Here is a 21,436-nt window from a genome sequence, read left to right as displayed (position 1 = left end):
GGTGGTCAGGGCAGTCGCCAGTCCACCGGTTCGCCGCCCTGTTCGACGAGGAGAGCGTTCGCGCGGGTGAACGGACGCGACCCGAAGAATCCGCGGGAAGCCGACAGCGGGGACGGATGCGCCGACTTCACGGTGGGCGCACCGCCGAGCATGGGCTCGAGGGTCGCCGCGTCGCGGCCCCACAGGATGGCGACGAGCGGGGTACCGCGCGCGACCAGCGCGCGGATGGCCTGCTCCGTGACCGCCTCCCAGCCCTTGCCCCGGTGCGAGGCCGGCTGGCCCGGCGCGACCGTGAGCACCCGGTTGAGCAACAGGACGCCGTGCTGCGTCCACGGCGACAGGTCGCCCGTGGACGGCTGCGGCAGATCGAGATCCTCGGTGTACTCGCGGTAGATGTTGGCGAGACTGCGAGGGATCGGACGGACATCCGGAGCCACCGAGAAGCTCAGTCCCACAGCGTGACCGGGAGTGGGATAGGGATCCTGCCCGACGATCAGGACGCGTACCGCCTCGAAGGGCTGGGCGAAGGCACGCAGCACGTTCGGGCCGGACGGCAGGTAGCTGCGTCCCGCGGCGAGTTCCGCGCGGAGGAACTGCCCCATGGCGGTGATGTCGTCGGCGACGGGTTCGAGTGCTCGGGCCCACCCCGGGTCGACGAGTTCGGAGAGGGGGCGGCCGGATCGGGGTTCACCCTCTCCACCGGACGCGGACTGTGTGTCGACGGTGCCGGCCACCTGTCACTCCTGGTCGATACGGCGGAGGGCGGTCCGGTAGTAGGCCGCGTTCGCTGCGTACATCTCGGCGTTGGCGTCGAAGTTGTTCTCGGGAACCTCGTACCCCTCGCGGACCTTCGCGGGGATACCCATCGCCATGCGGCGGGGCGGGAGTTCGAATCGCGGAGGGATCAGGGCGCCGGCGGCGACCTGGGCACCGGCACCGATGACCGAGCCGTTGAGGACGAGCGAACCCGACCCGATCAGTGCACCGTCACCGATGGTGGAGCCTTCGATGTGCGCGTTGTGACCGACCACGCACCGCGCACCGATGACGGTGGCCTCGATCGCGGTGCAGTGGATGATCGTGCCGTCCTGGATGTTGGTCTTCTCCCCCACGGTGATCGTGCCGTAGTCCCCGCGCAGCACCGCCGAGGGCCACACGGAGGCCCCGGCACCGAGGGTGACGTTGCCGATCACGACCGCGTCGGGGTGAACCCACGCGTCGGGATGGATATCGGGGACACGCTCGCCGAGTGCGTAGACAGCCATGACTGCAGAACCTATCTCGAGTCGGGACCCTGGGATGCAGCGCCCGGCGCGAAGCTCTCCCAGCCTCCGGATCCCTCCCGGCCTTCCCCGTCGACGGTGACACCGGCGCCCTCGAGCGCCACCCCGATCGGCCGCCATCCGTCCGGCAGGGCGACCCCGCGCGGAAAGCATGCCGCGAGGGCGTGGTCCTCGCCGCCGGTGAGGATCCACTCCCACGGATCGGCCGACAGCGCCTCCCCGGCCCTCCGGAGCTGCGTGTCGGGAGTGAGCGCGTCGGAGTCCAGGTCGATCGCGACTTCCGAAGCGGTACAGATGTGCCCGAGATCGGCGACGAGACCGTCGGAGATATCGGTGCAGGCGTGGGCACCCGCCGCCGCTGCGGCAGGACCTGCAGCGTAGGGCGGAGTGGGCACGAGATGCGACGCGACGAGCTCGGGGAAATCCGGGTTGCCGGCAAGCAGCAGAGCGAGGCCGGCTGCCGAGCGGCCGGTGCTGCCGGCGAGTGCGACGACGTCACCGGGACGGGCGGTCGAGCGGAGCAGCGGGGGTCGGCCCTCGAGGTCGCCCAGCACGGTGACCGACACGATCACCTGGCCGGCCTGCACGAGGTCGCCCCCCACCACTCCGGCACCGATCTCCTCCGCGGCCTCCCCGATTCCCGCGGAGATGCCGTCGAGCACGGCGACGGGAGTGTCGGGCGGGCACCCGAGACCGACGACGAAGGCGGTGGGGCGTGCCCCGACCGCGGCGACGTCCGCCCCGTTCTGGGCGACGGCCTTGCGCCCGACCTGGTGCGGGCCGGACCAGTCGAACCGGAAGTGACGTCCTTCGACGAGCATGTCGGTGGAGATCGCGATACGGCCGTCGGCCGCTGCCACGACCGCCGCGTCGTGGCCCGGACCGACGAGCGTGCTGCGTGGCTGTCGCCGTGCCCTCACCGCCCGTTCGATCACGGGAAACTCCCCGATGTCGGAGACGGTGGGTCCGGTCGGGTTCGTCACGGTGACGGTCGCCTCTTTCTCGGTCGGCGGCGGGAGAGAGCCGGCACGTGTCCTGCTACGTTCGGTTCACGCTACCGCCCCCTGTCCCCGAGCCCGGATTCTGGACACGATGAACGACACCTCTGCTTCCGACCGCGAACCCTCCGACGACGTCCCCGGCGAGACGCCCGAAACGGATGCGACCCGCCGCAGTCCCGCCCTGATCGCCACGGCGATCGCACTGCCCGTCGCTCTGCTGGTCGGCGTGGTCGTGGCGGCCGTGACGGTGTCCCGGTCACCTGTGAACACGCCCGTCGGTCTGGGTCCCGTGCCCGCCCCCGAGGCCGAATCCGAATCGTGCGCGCAGCTGCTCGCGGCCCTGCCCGAGAAGCTCGGCGACTACACGCGCGCCGAACTGGCCGACCCGGCTCCGGTGGGCGCCGCGGCCTGGCAGTCCGACGAGGGCGACGAGGTGGTCCTGCGCTGCGGTCTCGACCGGCCCGACGAGTTCGACCAGGCAGCGGCTCTGCAGGTGATCGACGAGGTGCAGTGGTTCGAGGTGTCGGGGGCCGAGCAGGGCATCCCGGCGAGCACGTGGTTCACGGTCGATCGTCCGGTCTACGTGGCGCTGACCGTGCCCGACGGTTCCGGGCCGACCCCGCTGCAGGACATCACGGCGGCGATCGAAGCGACGCTCCCGCAGCAGCAGATCGATCCGGCGCCGATCCGCTGAGCCGGCCATACCCGGCGGTGGGTCACCGAGCCGGACATACCCGGCGGCGGGTCACCGCGCCGGACGAAGGTCGGCCCCGGCACCGTGGATATGGTGCCGGGGCCGACCTCGTTCGTCGCCGCGTCGATCAGGACGCGTGCATGGTCCCCGTGCGCTGGTAGCGCTCGTGGAAGGAGAACGCCTCACCGAGCAGGTGCGGGGTGTGGCCTGCTCCGGGAGCCGCTTCGGCGCGCTCGATGTAGTCGAGCAGTTCGGCGCGGTAGTCGGGATGCGCGCAGCGCTCCACGACGACCCGCGACCGACGACGGGGAGACAGGGCGCGAAGATCGGCGAGACCCTGCTCGGTCACGATGACCTGCACGTCGTGCTCGGTGTGGTCGACGTGCGGCACCATCGGAACGATCGAGGAGATCGCGCCGCCACGAGCGGTCGACGGGCTCAGGAACATCGACAGGTAGCCGTTGCGCGCGAAGTCGCCGGAGCCACCGATACCGTTCATGATGCGGGTGCCCATCACGTGGGTGGAGTTGACGTTGCCGTAGACGTCGGCCTCGAGCATGCCGTTCATGGCGATGATGCCGAGGCGGCGCACGATTTCCGGGTGATTGCTGATCTCCTGTGGCCGCAACATGATGTGGTCGCGGTAGAAGTCGATGTTCTCGACGAAGTCGTTCAGTCCCGCTTCGGACAGCGCGAGGGCGGTGGCCGAGGCGAACCGGACGGTGCCGTGCTTGACGAGGTCGAGCATGCCGTCCTGGATCACCTCCGAGTAGCAGGTCAGCCCCCGGTACGGTCCGCTGTCGAGACCGGCGAGCACGGCGTTGGCGACGTTGCCGACACCCGACTGCAACGGCAGCAGCGTGTCGGCGGGCAGCCGTCCCGCGGCGACCTCGTGTGCGAAGAAGTCGAGGACGTGCTCTGCGATGGCCTGGCTGGTGGCATCCGGAGCGGTGAGCGCCGTGGCACTGTCGGGCCGGTCGGTCTCGACCACCGCGACGACACGCTCCGGATCGATCCGGAAGTAGGGCTGGCCGATGCGGTCCTCCACGTGGGTGAGGTCGATCGGGCGGCGGTTCGGGGGAAGCGCGGTGCCGTAGTAGACGTCGTGCACACCGTCCATGGCGGCGGGGATCCACGAGTTGACCTCGAGGATCACCTTCTCGGCCACGTCGAGCCAGGTCTTGTTGTTACCGATGGATGTGGCGGGGATCAGCTCGCCGTTCTCGGTGATGCCGGAGATCTCGACGACCGCCACGTCCACGTGTCCGTAGTAGCCCTCCCAGACCTGCTGCGCGACGTGCGACAGATGGATGTCGACATAGTCCATCCGGCCCTCGTTGATCCGCCCGCGTGCGGTGGGCTCCGCCTGGTACGGCATACGCAGCGCGATTCCGTCGACGTCGGCGAGCATGCGTTCGGTGTCGGAGGCGACCGACGCGCCGGTGAGCAGGTTGATCCGGAAGTCGCCACCGGTCGCGCGCGTGCGCCGGATGTGTTCGGCGAGCGCAGGGGTAACGGCCTTCGGGGTGCCTGCACTGGCGAAACCGCTGATGGCGACCGTGTCGCCGGGGCGGATCCACTGGACGGCTTCCTGCGCGGACACGATCTTGTTGCGGTAGGTCTCATGACGTACCCGAGCCTCGGCCGGGGTCACGACGACCGACTCCACAGACGGTGCTGCGGGGGATGAAAGGGCTGCGTACATGACGACGACCATAGCGGCGCGGATGATCCGCTCGTCACACTCGGGCCGGACCGGCGATCGCCGTCACCAATATGGACACAGAGTGTCACGAGTCGCACTCCAAGATCGATGCTATCGGAAGTTGTTGTTCCGCAGGATTTTACATCATGATTTCCGCCACGCCGTGCGACACTCGGTGCCACCTCCTTTCTCGGGCCACGTCCGGTCACGTTCTTCACGGTATCCCCGTTCGCCGCCGCATCGGTACCGTTCACCGCCGGTGACGAACCGCTCACCGCTGCCGTGACGGAACGACGTCGTGCACGATTGCAGCATGACGAACTCCACCGAGCTGTTGCGCGACGACGCCGAGCATCTCCTCCGCGAGCTGGCGGGTCCCGACGCCCGGCTCCGCGACGACCAGTGGGTCGCGATCGAAGCGCTCGTGGTGCACCGTCGCCGCGCCCTCGTCGTGCAGCGCACGGGCTGGGGGAAGTCGGCCGTCTACTTCATCTCCGCCAAGTTGTTGCGTCGACAGGGCCGGGGTCCGACCGTGATCGTCTCGCCGCTGCTCGCGCTCATGCGGAACCAGGTCGCGGCCGCCGAGCGGGCCGGCGTCCACGCGGCAACCATCAACTCCGGCAATGTCACGGAGTGGGACTCGATCCACGAGCAGATCACGGCGGGCGAGGTCGACGTGCTCCTCGTGAGCCCCGAGCGCCTCAACAATCCCGACTTCCGCGACCAGGTGCTACCGTCTCTCGCCCGCGATGCCGGACTGGTGGTCGTCGACGAGGCGCACTGCGTGTCGGACTGGGGTCACGACTTCCGGCCCGACTACCGCCGTATCCGCACCCTCGTCTCCGAACTCGGCGACGACATCCCGGTGCTGGCGACGACCGCGACCGCCAACGATCGGGTGGTGGCGGACATCGCCGCACAACTCGGTGTGGGCGGGAACGCCGATGTCGACGGAAGCAGCGATCCCGGCCCCGGCGAGACACTCGTGCTGCGCGGCGGGCTCGACCGTCCGTCGCTGCACCTGTCGGTGGTGCGGATCGACGAGCCGGCACGACGTGCGGCGTGGCTCGCGCAGCATCTGAAGGACCTGCCGGGATCGGGCATCGTCTACGCGTTGACGGTCTCCGCCGCCCGCGACCTCGCAGCGCTCCTGGCCGACCACGGTTACGCGGTGGCCGCGTACACCGGGCAGACCGAACCGACCGAACGCGAACAACTCGAGGCCGACCTGCTCGACAACAAGGTCAAGGCACTCATCGCCACCTCGGCACTCGGCATGGGTTTCGACAAACCCGACCTCGGCTTCGTGGTCCATCTCGGCGCCCCGTCGTCGCCGATCTCCTACTACCAGCAGGTGGGGCGCGCGGGTCGCTCCACCGACCGCGCCGAGGTGGTCCTGCTCCCCGGCCCGGAAGACCGCCGGATCTGGCAGTGGTTCGCGTCCGTCGCCTTCCCGGACGAGACTCTCGTCCGTCGTGTGATCGCGGCGCTCGATATCGAACGGCCGGTGTCGACCCCCGCCCTCGAACCTCGGGTCGACCTCACCCGCTCACGCCTGGAGATGGTCCTCAAGGTTCTCGATGTCGACGGAGCCGTGAAGAGGGTCAAGGGTGGCTGGATCGCCACCGGGCAGCCGTGGGTGTACGACGACGAGCGGTACGGGCGCCTCGAGGAGGCACGCGCGGCGGAGCAGGAGGCAATGCTCGAATACGAGCACACCACCGAATGCCGCATGGTCTTCCTGCGTCGCCAGCTCGACGACCCCGGACTCGATGCGCAGGGCATCGGCTGCGGTCGCTGCGACAACTGCACCGGCTCCCGATGGGCGACCTCCGTCGGCGACGACGAGGTCGCCCGGACCCGGGCCCGACTCGAACGCCCCGGCGTCGATCTGCCGCCGCGACGCCAGTGGCCCACCGGGATGTCGACGCTCGGGATTCCCCTGTCGGGACGGATCGCGGACGGACCTCGTCCCGGCCGCGTCCTGGGTCGGCTGTCGGATCTGGGCTGGGGGCCTCGGCTCCGGGAACTGCTCGACGGGCCGGATCGCGAGGTACCGAAGGCGGTGGTCGACGCGTCGATCGCGGTGCTCGCCGCGTGGGACTGGGAGGAACGACCGACCGCGGTCATGGCGCTGGAATCCCCCGACCACCCCCTCCTCGTGGAGTCCCTCGCGTCACGATTGGCACAAATCGGACGATTACGAGATCTAGGTGTACTACGACGCCGTAGCGGGAATACGGAGCCCACGGCAGCGAACTCGGCATACCGGGTCGCCGCGTTGATCGATGCGTGGGAACAACCCGACACGGTCGGGTCGAGTGGTCCGATCCTCCTCGTCGACGCGGTGACCGACACCGGCTGGACGTTCACCATGGCGGCGAGAACCCTCGTCGCCGCGGGAGCCGACGCGGTGTTGCCGTACGCACTCGCGAGCCCGAAGTAATCGCCACGAGGAGGACCGACGTAACATGTTTGTGACCGGTATCACAACATGCGCTCCACCTGCACGGACCACAGGGTTCCGATCCCGATTCCGGGCATCGAGGTGATCTCGATACCGGAAGTTGTTAGGTTGAAAGGACATATGAGGCCCGTCAAGGAAAGAAGTACCCCGACCCCCGACTCGGCTGAATCGAATATCGCGACCACCCCTCGGGGCGTAGCCGCATCCGAGTCCGGTAGTGAGCCGGCTGCAATCGAATTCCGGCGTCCGCGTATCGCCGACGGTAGACGACTCTGGCAGATCGCGCGTGATTCGCAGGTTCTCGACGTCAATTCCGGTTACGCATATGTGTTGTGGTGTCGCGATTTCGCCGACACATCGGTTGTCGCAACCGACGATACCGATCGCCCTGTGGGGTTCGTGACCGGCTACCGCCGTCCCGATTCCCCGCACACACTGTTCGTCTGGCAGGTCGCGGTCGACGCCGAGCAGCGTGGACGCGGAGTGGCGGGCCGCATGCTCGATGCCCTCCTCGACCGACTCGAGCCGCTCGGCGTGACCCGTCTGGAAACGACGGTGAGCCCCGACAACGAGGCATCGATCGCAATGTTCACCGCTCTCGCACGTCGCCGTGGAACGCATATCACTCGCACAGAGTTGTTTGCACCCGACGATTTCCCCGATTCCCACCTGGCCGAGGATCTGTACACCGTCGGCGAATGATCGCAGCGCATCTGCGCGCGGAAATCCCATAATCTTCGAATAATCACAGGAGGACCACGACATGACCATCCTGGAAAACAAGCCCGAGACCACGCCCAATTCCGACACCGCAATTTTCTCGCACCTCGAATCCGAGGTCCGCAGTTACAGCCGCGGTTGGCCCGTCGTTTTCGACAAGGCATCGGGATCCTGGCTGCGCAGCGAGGACGGGAAGGACTACCTCGACTTCTTCGCCGGCGCCGGAGCCCTGAACTACGGCCACAACAACCCTGTTCTCAAGTCGGCGCTCGTCGACTACATCATGGGCGACGGCATCACCCACGGCCTCGACATGCACACCGTCGCCAAGCGCACGCTCCTCGAGACCTTCGAGTCCCACGTGCTCGCACCCCGCGGCCTGGACTACAAGGTCCAGTTCCCCGGCCCGACCGGCACCAACGCGGTCGAGGCGGCGCTCAAGCTCGCCCGCAAGGTCACCGGCCGCGAGTCGATCATCAACTTCACCAACGCTTTCCACGGTATGACCCTGGGCGCCCTGTCGGTGACCGGTAACTCCATGAAGCGCGCCGGCGCAGGCATCCCCCTCGTGCACGCCACGCCGATGCCGTTCGACAACTACTTCAACGGCGTCACCGAGGATTTCCAGTGGTTCTCGCGCGTCCTCGACGACGCGGGCAGCGGACTCAACCGTCCCGCCGCGGTCATCGTCGAGACCGTGCAGGGTGAGGGTGGCGTGAATGTCGCTCGCCCCGAATGGCTTCGCGCTCTCGCCGACCTGTGCCGGGAACGCGACATCCTGCTCATCGTCGACGACGTGCAGATGGGCTGCGGCCGCACCGGTCCGTTCTTCTCGTTCGAGATCGCCGGCATCACGCCCGACATCGTGACCCTGTCCAAGTCGATCGGCGGCTACGGAATGCCGTTGGCGCTCACCCTGTTCAAGCGTGAGCTCGACGTGTGGGGGCCGGGCGAGCACAACGGCACCTTCCGCGGCAACAACCCGGCCTTCGTGACGGCCGCTGCCGCCCTCGAGCACTACTGGTCCGACGACAAGCTCGAGCGCGACACCCTGCGCAAGGGCGAGCGCATCCGTCAGACCTTCATGAACCTGTCCGACATGTTCGACGGCGTCTCGACCCGCGGCCGCGGCCTGGTCCAGGGTCTGGTCTTCGAGAACCCGGACGACGCCGGGAAGGTCTGTGCCCTGGCCTTCGAGGAGGGTCTGCTCGCCGAGACCTCCGGCCCGTCGGACGAGGTGGTCAAGCTGCTGCCGCCGCTGACCATCACCGACGACGAACTCGAGTTCGGGCTCAACATCCTCGCGGAAGCGACCGCCAAGGTCCGCTCCTGAGCGGTCCGCTTCTCCGCCCGTCCCGAACCGATTTGCAGAAGAAGGACTTTCGACACCCATGATCGTTCGCACGACAGAAGAGATCACCGGCACCGAGCGCGATGTCGTCTCCGAGGACGGCCAGTGGCGCAGCAAGCGCATCATCCTCGCCGGCGACAAGGTGGGCTTCTCGTTCCACGAGACGACCATCGAGCCCGGCACCGTCAACGAGTTCCACTACGCCAACCACGTCGAAGCCGTGTGGCTGGTCGAGGGCACCGGCAAGCTGCAGGATCTCGACAACGACGTGGAGTACGAGCTCGCTCCGGGCTCGATGTACCTGCTCGACGGGCACGAACGTCACCGTGTGCTCCCGGAGACGCGGATGCGCATGCTCTGCGTCTTCAACCCCCCGGTGACCGGCCGCGAGGTGCACGACGAGAACGGTGTGTACCCGTTGATCGAGGAACCCGCCTGAGCGCGGTAACCACGTGACCGATGCGGGGCGGACGCTTAGAGTCGAGAACATGACTCCCGAGCGTGCGCCCCGCATCGCTGTCGGTCCCGAGCGCGACCCCCGCTTCGAACGGGCGGTCGCGGCTGGGGGCGGTGTGTGCTGCAGGCTCGAGGACGCCCCCGACGCGCTCGTCTGGACTGCCGGGCCACAGAACTTCCCCGAGGCCCTACCCGCCTCCGTCCGCTGGGTGCAGCTCCCCTCCGCCGGAGTCGAGTACTGGTTGTCGCAGGGTGTCGTCAAGGCCCACCCGCGGGTCACCTGGACGTCCGCCGCGGGCGCGTACTCGGCGGCCGTCGCCGAACATGCCCTTCTCCTTCTCCTCGCCGGGGTCCGGGCGTTACCGGCGCACTTGGCCGCCACATCGTGGGCACCCGAGAGCCTCGCTCCGGCCGTCGGCACCCTCCGGGGCGCGACCGTCGGGATCGTCGGCGCAGGTGGTGTCGGCCGGGCGCTGATCCCGATGCTGGCCGCACTGGGCGCCCACACCCTCGCCGTCACCCGGAGCGGCCGTCCCGTACCCGGGGCCGTCGAGACATTCCCCGTCGAACGGATCGACGAGTTATGGCCTCTCGCAGATCATTTCGTCATCTCCGCAACGGCCACCCGAGACGTCGAGACCCTCGTCGGCGCCACTGAACTCACCGCGATGAAATCCACGGCGTGGGTCGTCAACGTGTCCCACGGCGAACTCGTCGACACCGATGCCCTCGTCGCCGCACTCCGGTCCGGCGCGATCGGCGGCGCAGGTCTCGACGTCACCGACCCCGAACCGCTCCCGGACGATCATCCGTTGTGGACCCTGCCCAACGCCGTGATCACACCCCACGATTCCAATCCGCCGCCGCTACGTATCCCGGCCTATCTCGAGCACGTCACCGAGAACGTCACGCGCTTCGCATCCGGACTCGTACCGATCGGGGTCGTCGACCCCAGCGCCGGATATTAGGCCGCGGCTGTCAGGCCACGCCCACGAGGCCACCGGGCTCACTCCGACCCCTTCTCCTGCTTCTCGTCGCGCTCCGCCCATTCGAGCAACGGACCGAGGGAGAAGACCGCGTCGTCGATACCCGCGTGCAGGTCGCCGAGCTCCTCGACGCGCTGCGGTACGGTCCGGATCGTGAAGTCCCTCGGGTCGAGATCGTCGATCTCGTCCCACCGCACGGGGGTGGAGACCGTCGCCCCGGGCACACCGCGGACCGAATAGGCACTGGCGATCGTGTGGTCGCGCGAGTTCTGGTTGTAGTCGACGAAGACCGCCGCCGGGTCGCGTTCCTTGCGCCACCATGCCGTCGTCACGTCGCCGGATGCGCGCCGTTCCACTTCACGTGCGAAAGCCCATGCGGCCCTTCGGACGTCGTCGAAACCCCATTCGGGTGCGATGCGAACGTAGATGTGCAGACCGTCTCCTCCCGAGGTCTTCGGCCAGCCCACGGCACCGAGCTCGTCGAGCACTTCGTGCGCCACCGCCGCGACGCGCCGGACCCGGCCGAAATCGCAGTCGGGCATCGGGTCGAGGTCGATCCGCCACTCGTCGGGCCGCTCCACGTCGCTGCGCCGCGAGTTCCAAGGATGGAACTCCACGGTCGACATCTGCACGGCCCACACGACGTCGGCGAGATGGGTGACGCACAGCTCGTCGGCATCACGGTCGTAGCGCGGAAAGTGCACCCGGACGGTCTCCACCCAGTCCGGCGCCCCGCGGGGCAGCCGCTTCTGGTGCACCTTCTGCCCTTCGAGCCCGTCGGGGAACCGGTGCAGCATGCAGGGCCGTTCGCGGAGCGCCCGGACGATCCCCTCCCCCACGCTCAGGTAGTAGTTCGCGAGGTCGAGCTTGGTCGCCCCGATCTCGGGGAAGTACACGCGCTCGGGGTGCGAGATACGCACCGTGCGACCGTCCACGTCGAGCTCGACTGCATCGGCGTCCTTGCTCATCGGCGCCTCCCGCCTTTCCCTCTCGTGCACCATCCTCGCCTCTCGATTCCCGCCTCGGTGAGGAAATACACCACCGGCGCACGATTTCCTCCGCCCGGCACAGCGGGACGCTAACGTCGAAGCGATGCTGCTGCACTCGGTTGTCGACACCTCCGTCGCCGTCGCCGCCACACGGTCACGACGCACCAAGATCGACCTGCTACGTGAACTGCTCGACCGTGCCGAACCCCACGAGGTCGAATCGGTGGTCTCATGGCTGTCCGGGGAGATGACACAGGGTCGCCTCGGGGTCGGCTTCCGCACCCTCGCAGCTCTGTCCGCACCGGTCGCCGCGGAGCCGACACTCTCCGTGGACCAGGTCTCGGGCCTGCTCGACCGGCTCGCCGGCATCTCCGGACCCGGATCCGCCGCCGCGCGGCAGCACCTGCTCATGGAACTGTTCGAGCAGGCCACCGAGGCCGAGCAGCGGTTCCTCGTCGCACTCCTGGGAGGTGAGCTGAGACAGGGAGCTCTCGAAGGGGTCATGACCGATGCGGTCGCGGCCGCGGCCGGTCTCGCGGTGGAGCCGGTCCGCCGGGCGGTGATGTTGTCCGGCCGGCTGGCCCAGGCCGCAGCAGCGGCCTTCGAGGGCGGTGTGGACGCCCTCGCCGGGTTCGGCCTCGAACTCGGCCGACCGGTCCGGCCGATGCTCGCCTCCCCCGCCGAATCCCTCGACGCCGCGCTCACCGAGTTCGACGGTGCCGTGAGCGTGGAGTACAAACTCGACGGTGCCCGCATCCAGGTGCACCGCCGGGACGACGCCGTATGGATCTTCACCCGCACCCTGCGCGACATCACCACTTCGGTACCCGAACTGGTCGATCTCGTACGGGCACTTCCCTGTCGCAGTGTCGTGCTCGACGGCGAGACGCTCGCGCTCACCGATTCCGGGCGTCCCCGGCCGTTCCAGGAGACCATGAGCCGGTTCGGTGCCCGTTCCGAACGCGAACTGCTGTTGCACCCGTATTTCTTCGACTGCCTGCACCTCGACGGCGACGACCTGCTCGACGAGCCGTTGTCGGTACGACTCGACCATCTCGCCCGCGTCGCGGGTGAACATCGCATCCCGACGCTGGTCGCTCCGGACGCCGACAGCGCCGAGGCCCATCTCGGCGACTCGCTCGGCAACGGCCACGAGGGCGTCATGGTGAAGTCGCTCACGTCGACCTATACCGCCGGCCGCCGGGGCCGGGCGTGGCAGAAGGTCAAACCGGAGCACACCCTCGATCTCGTGGTGCTCGCCGCGGAATGGGGATACGGGCGCCGCACCGGTTTCCTGTCGAATCTGCACCTGGGCGCCCGCGACCCGGACGGCGGCCCACCGATCATGGTCGGAAAGACCTTCAAGGGCCTCACCGATGCGTTGCTGCAGTGGCAGACAGAGGAATTCCCGCGGTACGAGTCGCATCGCGACGAGCACACCGTCCACCTCCGACCCGCGATCGTCGTCGAGATCGAACTCGACGGGGTGCAGACCAGCAGCCGATATCCGGGCGGGGTCGCGTTGCGGTTCGCGCGGGTGCTGCGCTACCGACCCGACAAGTCGGCCGGCGACGCCGACACGATCGACGCGGTCCGTGCGCTCCTGCCCACAGCGCCGGTTTCCGGAACCGGCCTACCGTAGATGGGGTGATCGACCTTTCACTCCGCTCCGACGACCTGCACACGCTCCTGCACGGACGTCGGATCGCCGTTCTCACCGGCGCCGGCCTGTCGACGGATTCCGGTATCCCCGACTATCGCGGACCGGACTCGCCCCCGCGCAATCCGATGACCTTCCAGCAGTTCGTCGGCGATGCGGAGTTCCGGCAGCGTTACTGGGCCCGCAACCATGTCGGCTGGAGACACATGGACGCCGCCCGGCCCAACGCCGGGCACCGTGCCCTCGCATCCCTCGAACGCGCCGGATCCGTCGTCGGTGTGATCACCCAGAACGTCGACCTGCTGCACACGAAGGCCGGCAGCCGCCGGGTCGTCGACCTGCACGGCACCTATGCGCAGGTCCGGTGCCTGTCGTGTGAATACCGCATCTCCCGGTTCACGCTGCACGAACGGCTGTGCGCGGCCAATCCGGGATTCGACGACCGGGTCCGCGCGACGACCGGCCTCGAGGTCGCTCCCGACGCCGACGCGGTGGTCACCGACACCGAGGACTTCGTCGTGGTCGATTGTGAGCGCTGCGGCGGGATGCTCAAGCCCGACATCGTGTACTTCGGGGAGACGGTGCCGCGCCCGCGCGTCGATCTCGCCTTCTCGGTGGTGGACGGCGCCGACGCCCTGCTGGTCGCCGGGAGTTCGCTGTCGGTGCAGTCGGGATTGCGTTTCGTGCGCCGCGCCGCGCAGCAGGACATCCCGGTGGTGGTGATCAATCGTGGCGCTACGCGCGGTGATGCGCTGGCGACTCTCAAGCTCGACGCCGGCACGTCGGAGACGCTCGCGTTCCTGGCCGATGCGGTGACCGCGCCCGGTCTGTGACGGCGGTCAGACCACCCGCACGAGATCGTCCGCGTGCACGACGGGTCGCTGGAGATCCGGCGGCAGCTGACCCGTGGAGAAGCCGATCATGAAATCGAGTTCGGACGCGTCGTAGGCCACCACACCGCGAGCGACCGTGCGGCCGTCGGGCGCGACGATGCCCACGACGTCGCCGGCGTGGAAACCGCCACTGGTGCCGGTGATCCCGGCAGCGAGCAGCGAGCGGCGCCGTTCCATCACGGCCCGCACGGCACCCTCGTCGAGATACAGCGAACCGTGCACGTCGGCGGCGTGACGCACCCAGAAGCGCCGCGCGGACAGGCGCTGGGGACGAGCGGCGAAGGCCGTGCCGACGTCGGCGGCGGCAAGAGCGCGGTCGGCCTGGGAGGCCGCGGCGAGCAGCACCGGCACCCCGGAATCCGCCGCGAGGCGGGCCGCGGACAGTTTCGACGCCATGCCACCGGTGCCGAGAGCCCCACCCGATCCGGCGACCACGCCGTCCAGATCCTCGGGGGTGCGCACCTCGGGGATGAGGTTCGCGGCGCCCTTACGCGGATCACCGTCGTACAGGCCGTCGACGTCGGAGAGCAGGATCAGCGCGTCGGCGCCGATGAGATGCGCGACCAGCGCGGCGAGGCGGTCGTTGTCGCCGAAGCGCAGTTCGACGGTGGCGACGGTGTCGTTCTCGTTGACCACCGGAACCGCCCCGAGCGAGCGCAGGCGGTCGAGCGTGCGTTGCGCGTTGCGGTGCTGGGTGCGCCGGCCGATGTCGTCGGCGGTGAGCAGCACCTGGCCCACGGTGCGGTCGTAGCGGGCGAAGGAGGTACCCCACGCGTGGGCGAGGGCGAGTTGCCCGACGCTCGCCGCGGCCTGTTTCGTCGCGAGATCCCGCGGCCTGCTGGTCAGGCCGAGGGGTGCGAGACCGGCACCGACGGCGCCGGACGAGACCACGACGACGCTCGCGCCCGTGCCGATCCGGCCTTCGATGGCGTCGACGAGACGGTCGAGCCTGCTGCGATCGAGCCCACCCACCAGGCTCGTGATCGCCGACGACCCGATCTTGACCACTACGCTGCGGGCCTGGGAGATGACCTCCCGAGTGTCGCTCATGTTCTCCTCGGTACGCTTCGGACTTCCTGATCGATGGGAAGGCGGGGCCGGCTACTCGAACTCGTCGTCGGTGGCCAGGCCGCGGCGCACCTTCTTGGCGTGGCGGCGTTCGGCGGCGCCGACGCGGTCGACCTGATCGAGACGGGCATCGGTGCCGCGACCGGTCGGCACGACATCCACGCCGGCCTGCGTCTGCGGTTCCCACTCGAAGCCGACCTCGCCGATGGTGACCCAGCATCCGGGTTCCGCGCCGAGCTTGACGAGCTTGTCCTCGACCCCGAGACGTGCGAGGCGGTCGGCGAGATAACCCACCGCTTCGTCGTTGTCGAAGGCCGTCTGGCGCACCCACCGCTCGGGACGTGTGCCCTGCACGACGAATCCGCCGGGCACCTCGGGATCGCGGACCACGGTGAAGGCCTCCTCGTCGCGGGCGACGGGACGGATCACCGGGCGGGTGGGCGCGGCCGGAGGGTGCGCCGCCCGGTACTCGTCGACCATCTTCGCGAGGGCGAACGTCAAGGGGCGCAGCCCGTCGCGGCTCACGGCCGAGATCGTGAAGACCGGCCATCCGCGCGCCTCGAGTTCGGGGGTGACGAACTCGGCGAGTTCCTTCGCGTCGGGCACGTCGGCCTTGTTCAGGATCACGATGCGGGGACGCTCGGCCAGGTCGCCGAGTCCGCTGTCGCCCGACAGGGCAGGCTGGTAGGCAGCGAGTTCGGCCTCGAGCGCGTCGATGTCGGAGATCGGGTCGCGGCCGGGTTCGAGGGTCGCGCAGTCGACGACGTGTGCGAGTACGGCACAGCGCTCGAGATGCCGCAGGAAGTCGAGGCCGAGACCGCGACCCTCGCTCGCACCGGGGATCAGACCCGGCACGTCGGCAACGGTGAAGGTCGTGTCGCCCGACTGCACCACACCGAGATTCGGCACGAGAGTGGTGAACGGATAATCGGCGATCTTCGGCTTGGCCGCCGAGAGCACCGACACGAGAGACGACTTGCCGGCCGACGGGAAGCCCACGAGGCCGACGTCGGCGACGGACTTCAGCTCGAGGACGAGATCCAGTTCCTCGCCTTCTTCACCGAGCAACGCGAAACCGGGTGCCTTGCGCGCCTTCGACGCGAGCGCAGCATTTCCGAGACCACCGCGACCACCGTGCGCGGCCACGAAACGCGTACCGGTTCCCACGAGATCGGCGAGGATCCGGCCTTGGCCGTCGAGCACGACGGTGCCGTCGGGAACCTTCAGGACGAGGTCGCCGCCGTTGGCACCGTTGCGGTGCCCGCCGGCGCCCTGGGCCCCGTTGGTCGCCTTCGCGTGCTGGTGGAAGTGGAAGTCGAGCAGGGTGTGGACATTGCGGTCGACCTCGAGGACGACGTCGCCGCCGTTGCCTCCGTTACCCCCGTCGGGGCCGCCGAGCGGCTTGAACTTCTCGCGGTGGACGGAGGCGCAGCCGTTGCCGCCCTTGCCGGCGCTGACGTGCAGCACCACCCGGTCGATGAAGCGGGACATGGGTGGACCTTCTCTCGTCCTAAGAACAAACGTGGTGATCAACGCAACAAGGGCGGGTCAGGGTGTGCGACCCTGGCCCGCCCCTATTGGGAGTATGTCGCGGGAGATGTCCCCGCGGTGTCCGTACCGGACGGCAGATCAGGCGTCTGCCGTAGCCGGAACGATGTTGACGGTCTTGCGACCGCGCTTGGTACCGAACTCGACGGCACCGGCCGCGAGAGCGAACAGCGTGTCGTCGCCGCCGCGTCCCACGTTCACGCCGGGGTGGAAGTGGGTGCCGCGCTGGCGCACGATGATCTCGCCGGCGTTGACGGCCTGGCCACCGAAGCGCTTTACGCCGAGTCGCTGTGCGTTCGAATCGCGACCGTTACGGGAGCTGGATGCACCCTTCTTGTGTGCCATGACGAACCCTCCTGGGGTTGAAGCTCGAAGCTCGGTTTACTTGATGCCGGTGACCTTGACGACCGTCAGCTTCTGACGGTGGCCCTGGCGCTTGTGGTACCCGGTCTTGTTCTTGAACTTGTGGATGCGGATCTTCGGGCCCTTGGTGTGCTCGACGATCTCGCCGGTGACCGAGACCTTGGCCAGCTTGTCGGCGTCGGTGGTCAGTTCGGATCCGTCGACGACGAGGACCGGGGCAAGCGAGACAGCAGCGCCGGGCTCACCCTCGATCTTCTCGACCTTGACGAGGTCGCCTTCAGCGACCTTGTACTGCTTACCGCCGGTCTTGACGATCGCGTACGTTGCCATCGGACGGCTACCCCTTGCTTCTTCGAACGTGCTCGCGCCACAGTGCTGCGGACGCGACTGGTCTGGTGTGGTTGCTGCCTCGGGTCCCGCCGGCATCCTGAATCCGGACGCGGCTGGGCACTATCGCCGAGTAGCGACTGAACAAGATTACGGGAAGGTGACTCCCAGGGTCAAACCGGGCGGCGTGGTCGTGCCGCTTCCGGGCCGGTCGTGGACCGGCCCGGAAGCGGAAGGTCACGCCTCGGCGTCGACGGGCGGACCCGCGGGACGCCCTGCGGCGCGCCGCGAACGCGGCCGCCGCACGATCTCCACCGGCGTCTCCACCGGTGTGCTCGGCGGGGACTCCGGCTCGGCTCCGGTAGAAGCGTCGGCCGTGACGGGGACGACGAACACCGTGGCTTCCGGCCCTGTCTCCCCGGCAGGCGCGGCGGCTGCCCGGGCGACCCTGCGTGCACGACGGCGACGCGGGGCCGGTTCTGCGGCGCCGGCGGAAGCCGCTCCGTCGGTGCTCTGTGCAGATTCGGAGCCGGCAGCCGCCGTTGCGGCAGCCTCGGACACGGCGGTCTCCCCGACTGCGGACTCGGCCGCTGCGACCTCTGCTTCGATCTCGGCGGGCTCGTCGGAGGCGGTCGTCACCGTGGTGGCGTCCTCCCCGGCGACGGAGCCCTTCGTCGGTGCCGCGACCTTCTCCGGCTCGACGGCATTCAACGGCTCGGTGACCTTGACCGGATCGACCTTGGCGGCCGGTGCCGGCACGGCAGCAGCCTCCGGCGCCGTCCCGGTCGCCGGCGCCTCCTCGGCCGGTGCCGAATTGTGCGCGGCCATCGCGAGCGCCACAGGATGCGGTGCACGCTTGACCACCTCGTCGGGCGAATGCGTGGGCATCTCGGCGGCGGGCTCCTGCGAGCTCTTGTCGCGTCCGCGCTTGCGGCGCGAACCGCCACCGGACGAACGACCCGAATCGTCCGAGGACTTCGACTCGATCGGCTCCGAATGCACGATGAGGCCACGGCCACCGCAGTGTTCGCAGGTAGTGGAGAACGCCTCGACGAGACCGGTCCCGAGCCGCTTACGCGTCATCTGGACCAGGCCGAGCGAGGTGACCTCCGAGACCTGGTGGCGGGTGCGGTCCCGGCCGAGTGCCTCGGTCAGGCGCCGCAGCACGAGATCGCGGTTGGACTCGAGCACCATGTCGATGAAGTCGACGACGATCATGCCGCCGATGTCGCGCAGGCGCATCTGCCGGACGATCTCCTCGGCCGCCTCGAGGTTGTTACGGGTGACCGTCTCCTCGAGATTGCCACCGGAACCGGTGAATTTGCCGGTGTTGACATCGATGACGGTCATCGCCTCGGTGCGGTCGATGACGAGCGTGCCGCCGGAGGGCAGCCACACCTTGCGGTCGAGTGCCTTCGCGAGCTGCTCGTCGATGCGGTGCGCGCCGAAGACGTCCACCGAGTTCTCCGAGCGGTAGCGCTCGACGCGAGGCAGCAGGTCGGGCGCGACCGTGCGGATGTAGCTCTCGACGGTGTTCCACGCAGAGTCGCCCTCGATGACGAGCTTGGAGAAGTCCTCGTTGAACAGGTCGCGCACGACCTTGACGAGCAGATCCGGCTCCTCGTAGAGGGTTTTCGGCTGTCCCGAGGCGTCGGCCTGCAGCTTCTCGGACTGCTCACGGATCGCCTCCCACTGCGTCTGCAGCCGGGTGACGTCGCGCGAGAGTTCCTCCTCGCTCACGCCCTCGGCAGCGGTGCGGATGATCACGCCCGCCTCGGCCGGGACGATCTCGCGGAGGACGTCCTTGAGACGTTTGCGCTCGGTGTCGGGCAGTTTGCGGCTGATGCCCGTGGACGATCCACCCGGCACGTACACCAGGAAGCGTCCGGCCAGGCTGATCTGGGTGGTCAGACGCGCACCCTTGTGGCCGACCGGGTCCTTGCTGACCTGCACGACCACCTGGTCGCCGGGCTTGAGGGCCTGTTCGATCTTGCGCGAGTTGCCGCCGAGGCCCGCGGCCTCCCAGTTCACCTCGCCGGCGTAGAGCACGCCGTTGCGTCCGCGGCCGATGTCGATGAACGCGGCCTCCATGGACGGCAGCACGTTCTGCACGCGGCCCAGGTAGATGTTGCCGACCATCGATGCCGACCCGGAGGTCGTGACGAAGTGCTCGACGAGGATGCCGTCCTCGAGCACGGCGACCTGCGTCATTCCCGCATGGGCGCCACCTGTGCGCTCACGCACGACCATCACCCGGTCGACGGCCTCACGACGCGCGAGGAACTCGGACTCGGTGAGGATCGGGGGCCGACGGCGACCCGCCTCGCGGCCGTCGCGGCGACGCTGACGCTTCGCCTCGAGACGCGTCGAACCGCTGATGCCCTGGACCTCGTCCTTGACGCGGCTCTTCGGACGCGGCTCCCGCTCGTGGACGACCGTGGGAACCGAGTCGTCCTCGGTGCTCGCGGTGTCGGTGTCGGCGGAACCGCGACGACGACGGCGGCGGCGACGACGACGCGACGTCCCGCCCTGCTCGTCGTCCTCGTCGTGCTCGTCGGTGCTCTGCTCGTCGCCCGAGGTCGATTCCTCGGTGATGTCCTTCTCGGTGGAGGACGTGTCCTCGGCGGGGGACTCCTCTGCCTCCGCGGCGGACGACTCGGTGTCCTCCCCGGTCGCCGTGGTCTCGTCCTGCTCGACGTCGGTACCGTCCCCACGGCCCCGCCCACGACCGCGACGTCCGCGACGACGGCGACGCGGCTGGTCGTCCTGGTCTTCCTCGGCCTGCGACGAGGTCGCCTCCTCGGTGGACTCGGCGGCGGCCGTTTCGGCGGACTCGGCGGGCTGCTGCTCTTCCTCTGCCACCGGCTGCTCGGCGTCCTTGCCGCGACGCGCACGTCGCCGCCGCGGACGGGTCTCCTCCTCGGCGGGCGAGGGTACCTCGGGCTGCAGGAACAGCGGCGCGGCGACGATCGACTCGGCCGTGGTGGACGGCTCGGGCATCTCGAACAGCGGCGTGCTCTGCTCCACGGACGTGAACAGCCCGGTGGGTCCTCCGACGGACGGGGTCTCCACTGCCTGCGGCGCGGCCTCGTCCGAGGCCTTCTCGGCGGGCCGGAGCTCTCCGCTCTCGACCGGCACAGCCTCGGCGCTCTCGACCGGCACAGCCTCGGCGCTCTCGACCGGCACAACCTCGGCAGTCTCCTCTGCCTCTGCCTTCGCGGGCTCGGGCGCCGTCTCGGCTGCGCGCTCGGGGGTGTGCTCTGCTGCGGGCTCGGCGGCTGGGGCTTCGGGAGCCGCTTCGGCTTCCTGCACTGCAGGCTCGGGCGTACCTGTATCGCTCAGCGCGGCGTGCAGGTCCTCCGCGACGTCGCGAGGGAGCGTCGAGTGCGCACTGCGCAGCTCGGTGCCACGCTCGGCGGCTTTCGCGATCACCTGCTTACTGGTCAGCCCCAGCAACTTGGCGAGGGCATGGACGCGGATCTTGGCAGGCAGACCGAGGAGGTTTCGTCCCTCTGCGTCCGACGCTTCGATCGAGTTGTCTTCCGGCGGCTCTTGATCGGCCACGTAGGTCTCCTAAGGCCCCCGGGCGCGTCCACCACCGACTACAGCGATGTGAGCGGCCACGCGGGGGCGCAGCTTGTGTACTCGCGCCGGGTGGGCGCGAGTCCTTCCGGTCTCGCATCGCGCGGTCGTCCGGTGCCCGTTTTCACTGCACGGCCGAGCAATGCCTGGCTTGATCGCGGGTCGAGCGCCGGAACATCCAGCGTGCCGCCGAGCGAGGGTGTCTCCTTCGTCCTCGGCCACAGCGATGTCGGGCATCGATCCGTGATGTCGTTCGGCCGCTCCGCACGCGGTGTGTGCGGGGCAACCTCTGCCAGTATCCCACACGGAGATGTCCGGATACGCCAACGGCGCCCCGGAGGGC

18 protein-coding genes are annotated in these 21,436 nt (G+C 68.9%); 8 read left to right on the top strand and 10 right to left on the bottom strand.

The window, feature by feature from the left end:
- Window positions 1-5: 5 nt before the first annotated feature.
- The 3 genes from A8G18_RS07385 to A8G18_RS07375 are packed head-to-tail and all read right to left on the bottom strand — an operon-like array spanning window position 6 to window position 2,266.
- A complete protein-coding gene (locus A8G18_RS07385) occupies window positions 6-734 on the bottom strand; it encodes a uracil-DNA glycosylase (protein ID WP_064063347.1) in 729 nt (242 codons plus the stop codon).
- A gap of 3 nt (window positions 735-737) precedes the next feature.
- Entirely contained in the window at window positions 738-1,265 is a 528-nt protein-coding gene (locus A8G18_RS07380) for a gamma carbonic anhydrase family protein (RefSeq protein ID WP_016932499.1), read from the bottom strand.
- Between the two features lie 11 nt (window positions 1,266-1,276).
- Window positions 1,277-2,266, bottom strand: coding sequence for a thiamine-phosphate kinase (locus A8G18_RS07375; protein WP_084421573.1), 990 nt, complete (start codon window positions 2,264-2,266; stop codon window positions 1,277-1,279).
- 109 nt (window positions 2,267-2,375) lie between these two features.
- Here A8G18_RS07375 and A8G18_RS07370 point away from each other — a divergent pair, with 109 nt between their 5' ends.
- Entirely contained in the window at window positions 2,376-2,978 is a 603-nt protein-coding gene (locus A8G18_RS07370; RefSeq protein ID WP_064063404.1) for a DUF3515 domain-containing protein, read from the top strand.
- Window positions 2,979-3,105: 127 nt separating this feature from the next.
- On the opposite strand, the gene scpC is transcribed toward A8G18_RS07370, so the two are convergent.
- The gene (gene scpC, locus A8G18_RS07365; RefSeq protein ID WP_016932496.1) at window positions 3,106-4,647 is read right to left on the bottom strand and encodes a succinyl-CoA:acetate CoA-transferase ScpC; all 1,542 of its coding nucleotides are present in this window, start codon (window positions 4,645-4,647) and stop codon (window positions 3,106-3,108) included.
- A gap of 349 nt (window positions 4,648-4,996) precedes the next feature.
- Between scpC and A8G18_RS07360 the strand changes: the two genes are divergently transcribed.
- The 5 genes from A8G18_RS07360 (at window position 4,997) to A8G18_RS07340 (ending at window position 10,645) form a co-directional block, all read left to right on the top strand.
- Entirely contained in the window at window positions 4,997-7,129 is a 2,133-nt protein-coding gene (locus A8G18_RS07360) for a RecQ family ATP-dependent DNA helicase (RefSeq protein ID WP_064063346.1), read from the top strand.
- 252 nt (window positions 7,130-7,381) lie between these two features.
- The gene (gene ectA, locus A8G18_RS07355; protein WP_064063403.1) at window positions 7,382-7,852 is read left to right on the top strand and encodes a diaminobutyrate acetyltransferase; all 471 of its coding nucleotides are present in this window, start codon (window positions 7,382-7,384) and stop codon (window positions 7,850-7,852) included.
- Window positions 7,853-7,913: 61 nt separating this feature from the next.
- Complete coding sequence (gene ectB, locus A8G18_RS07350; RefSeq protein ID WP_064063345.1) at window positions 7,914-9,203, top strand: diaminobutyrate--2-oxoglutarate transaminase; 1,290 nt, start codon at window positions 7,914-7,916, stop codon at window positions 9,201-9,203.
- A 58-nt stretch (window positions 9,204-9,261) separates the two neighbouring features.
- Window positions 9,262-9,660, top strand: a complete 399-nt coding sequence (locus A8G18_RS07345) for an ectoine synthase (RefSeq protein WP_064063344.1) — start codon at window positions 9,262-9,264, stop codon at window positions 9,658-9,660.
- Window positions 9,661-9,709: 49 nt separating this feature from the next.
- Entirely contained in the window at window positions 9,710-10,645 is a 936-nt protein-coding gene (locus A8G18_RS07340; protein ID WP_064063343.1) for a D-isomer specific 2-hydroxyacid dehydrogenase family protein, read from the top strand.
- A gap of 38 nt (window positions 10,646-10,683) precedes the next feature.
- Here A8G18_RS07340 and ligD read toward each other — a convergent pair whose 3' ends face one another.
- Window positions 10,684-11,631 (bottom strand): non-homologous end-joining DNA ligase, encoded by a 948-nt coding sequence (gene ligD, locus A8G18_RS07335; protein ID WP_064063342.1) that lies wholly within the window; start codon window positions 11,629-11,631, stop codon window positions 10,684-10,686.
- 124 nt (window positions 11,632-11,755) lie between these two features.
- Here ligD and A8G18_RS07330 point away from each other — a divergent pair, with 124 nt between their 5' ends.
- Complete coding sequence (locus A8G18_RS07330) at window positions 11,756-13,294, top strand: ATP-dependent DNA ligase (protein ID WP_064063341.1); 1,539 nt, start codon at window positions 11,756-11,758, stop codon at window positions 13,292-13,294.
- A gap of 5 nt (window positions 13,295-13,299) precedes the next feature.
- Complete coding sequence (locus A8G18_RS07325; RefSeq protein ID WP_064063340.1) at window positions 13,300-14,145, top strand: NAD-dependent protein deacetylase; 846 nt, start codon at window positions 13,300-13,302, stop codon at window positions 14,143-14,145.
- 6 nt (window positions 14,146-14,151) lie between these two features.
- Here A8G18_RS07325 and proB read toward each other — a convergent pair whose 3' ends face one another.
- The 5 genes from proB to A8G18_RS07300 form a co-directional block, all read right to left on the bottom strand.
- Window positions 14,152-15,255 carry a glutamate 5-kinase gene (proB, locus tag A8G18_RS07320; protein WP_016935406.1) on the bottom strand — a complete coding sequence of 368 codons (1,104 nt, stop codon included), beginning with the start codon at window positions 15,253-15,255 and terminating at the stop codon, window positions 14,152-14,154.
- 51 nt (window positions 15,256-15,306) lie between these two features.
- Window positions 15,307-16,764, bottom strand: coding sequence for a GTPase ObgE (gene obgE / locus A8G18_RS07315; RefSeq protein ID WP_064063339.1), 1,458 nt, complete (start codon window positions 16,762-16,764; stop codon window positions 15,307-15,309).
- Window positions 16,765-16,902: 138 nt separating this feature from the next.
- Window positions 16,903-17,166, bottom strand: a complete 264-nt coding sequence (gene rpmA, locus A8G18_RS07310) for a 50S ribosomal protein L27 (RefSeq protein ID WP_016934951.1) — start codon at window positions 17,164-17,166, stop codon at window positions 16,903-16,905.
- A gap of 36 nt (window positions 17,167-17,202) precedes the next feature.
- Window positions 17,203-17,514 (bottom strand): 50S ribosomal protein L21, encoded by a 312-nt coding sequence (gene rplU / locus A8G18_RS07305; protein ID WP_006551183.1) that lies wholly within the window; start codon window positions 17,512-17,514, stop codon window positions 17,203-17,205.
- Between the two features lie 234 nt (window positions 17,515-17,748).
- The gene (locus A8G18_RS07300; protein WP_064063338.1) at window positions 17,749-21,075 is read right to left on the bottom strand and encodes a translation initiation factor IF-2 N-terminal domain-containing protein; all 3,327 of its coding nucleotides are present in this window, start codon (window positions 21,073-21,075) and stop codon (window positions 17,749-17,751) included.
- Window positions 21,076-21,436 lie beyond the last annotated feature (361 nt).

This window comes from Rhodococcus gordoniae, assembly GCF_001646655.1.
Classification (GTDB): domain Bacteria; phylum Actinomycetota; class Actinomycetes; order Mycobacteriales; family Mycobacteriaceae; genus Rhodococcus; species Rhodococcus gordoniae.
The sequence above is the reverse complement of the archived record's forward strand: the minus strand, read 5'-3'. Positions and strand labels throughout refer to the sequence as shown.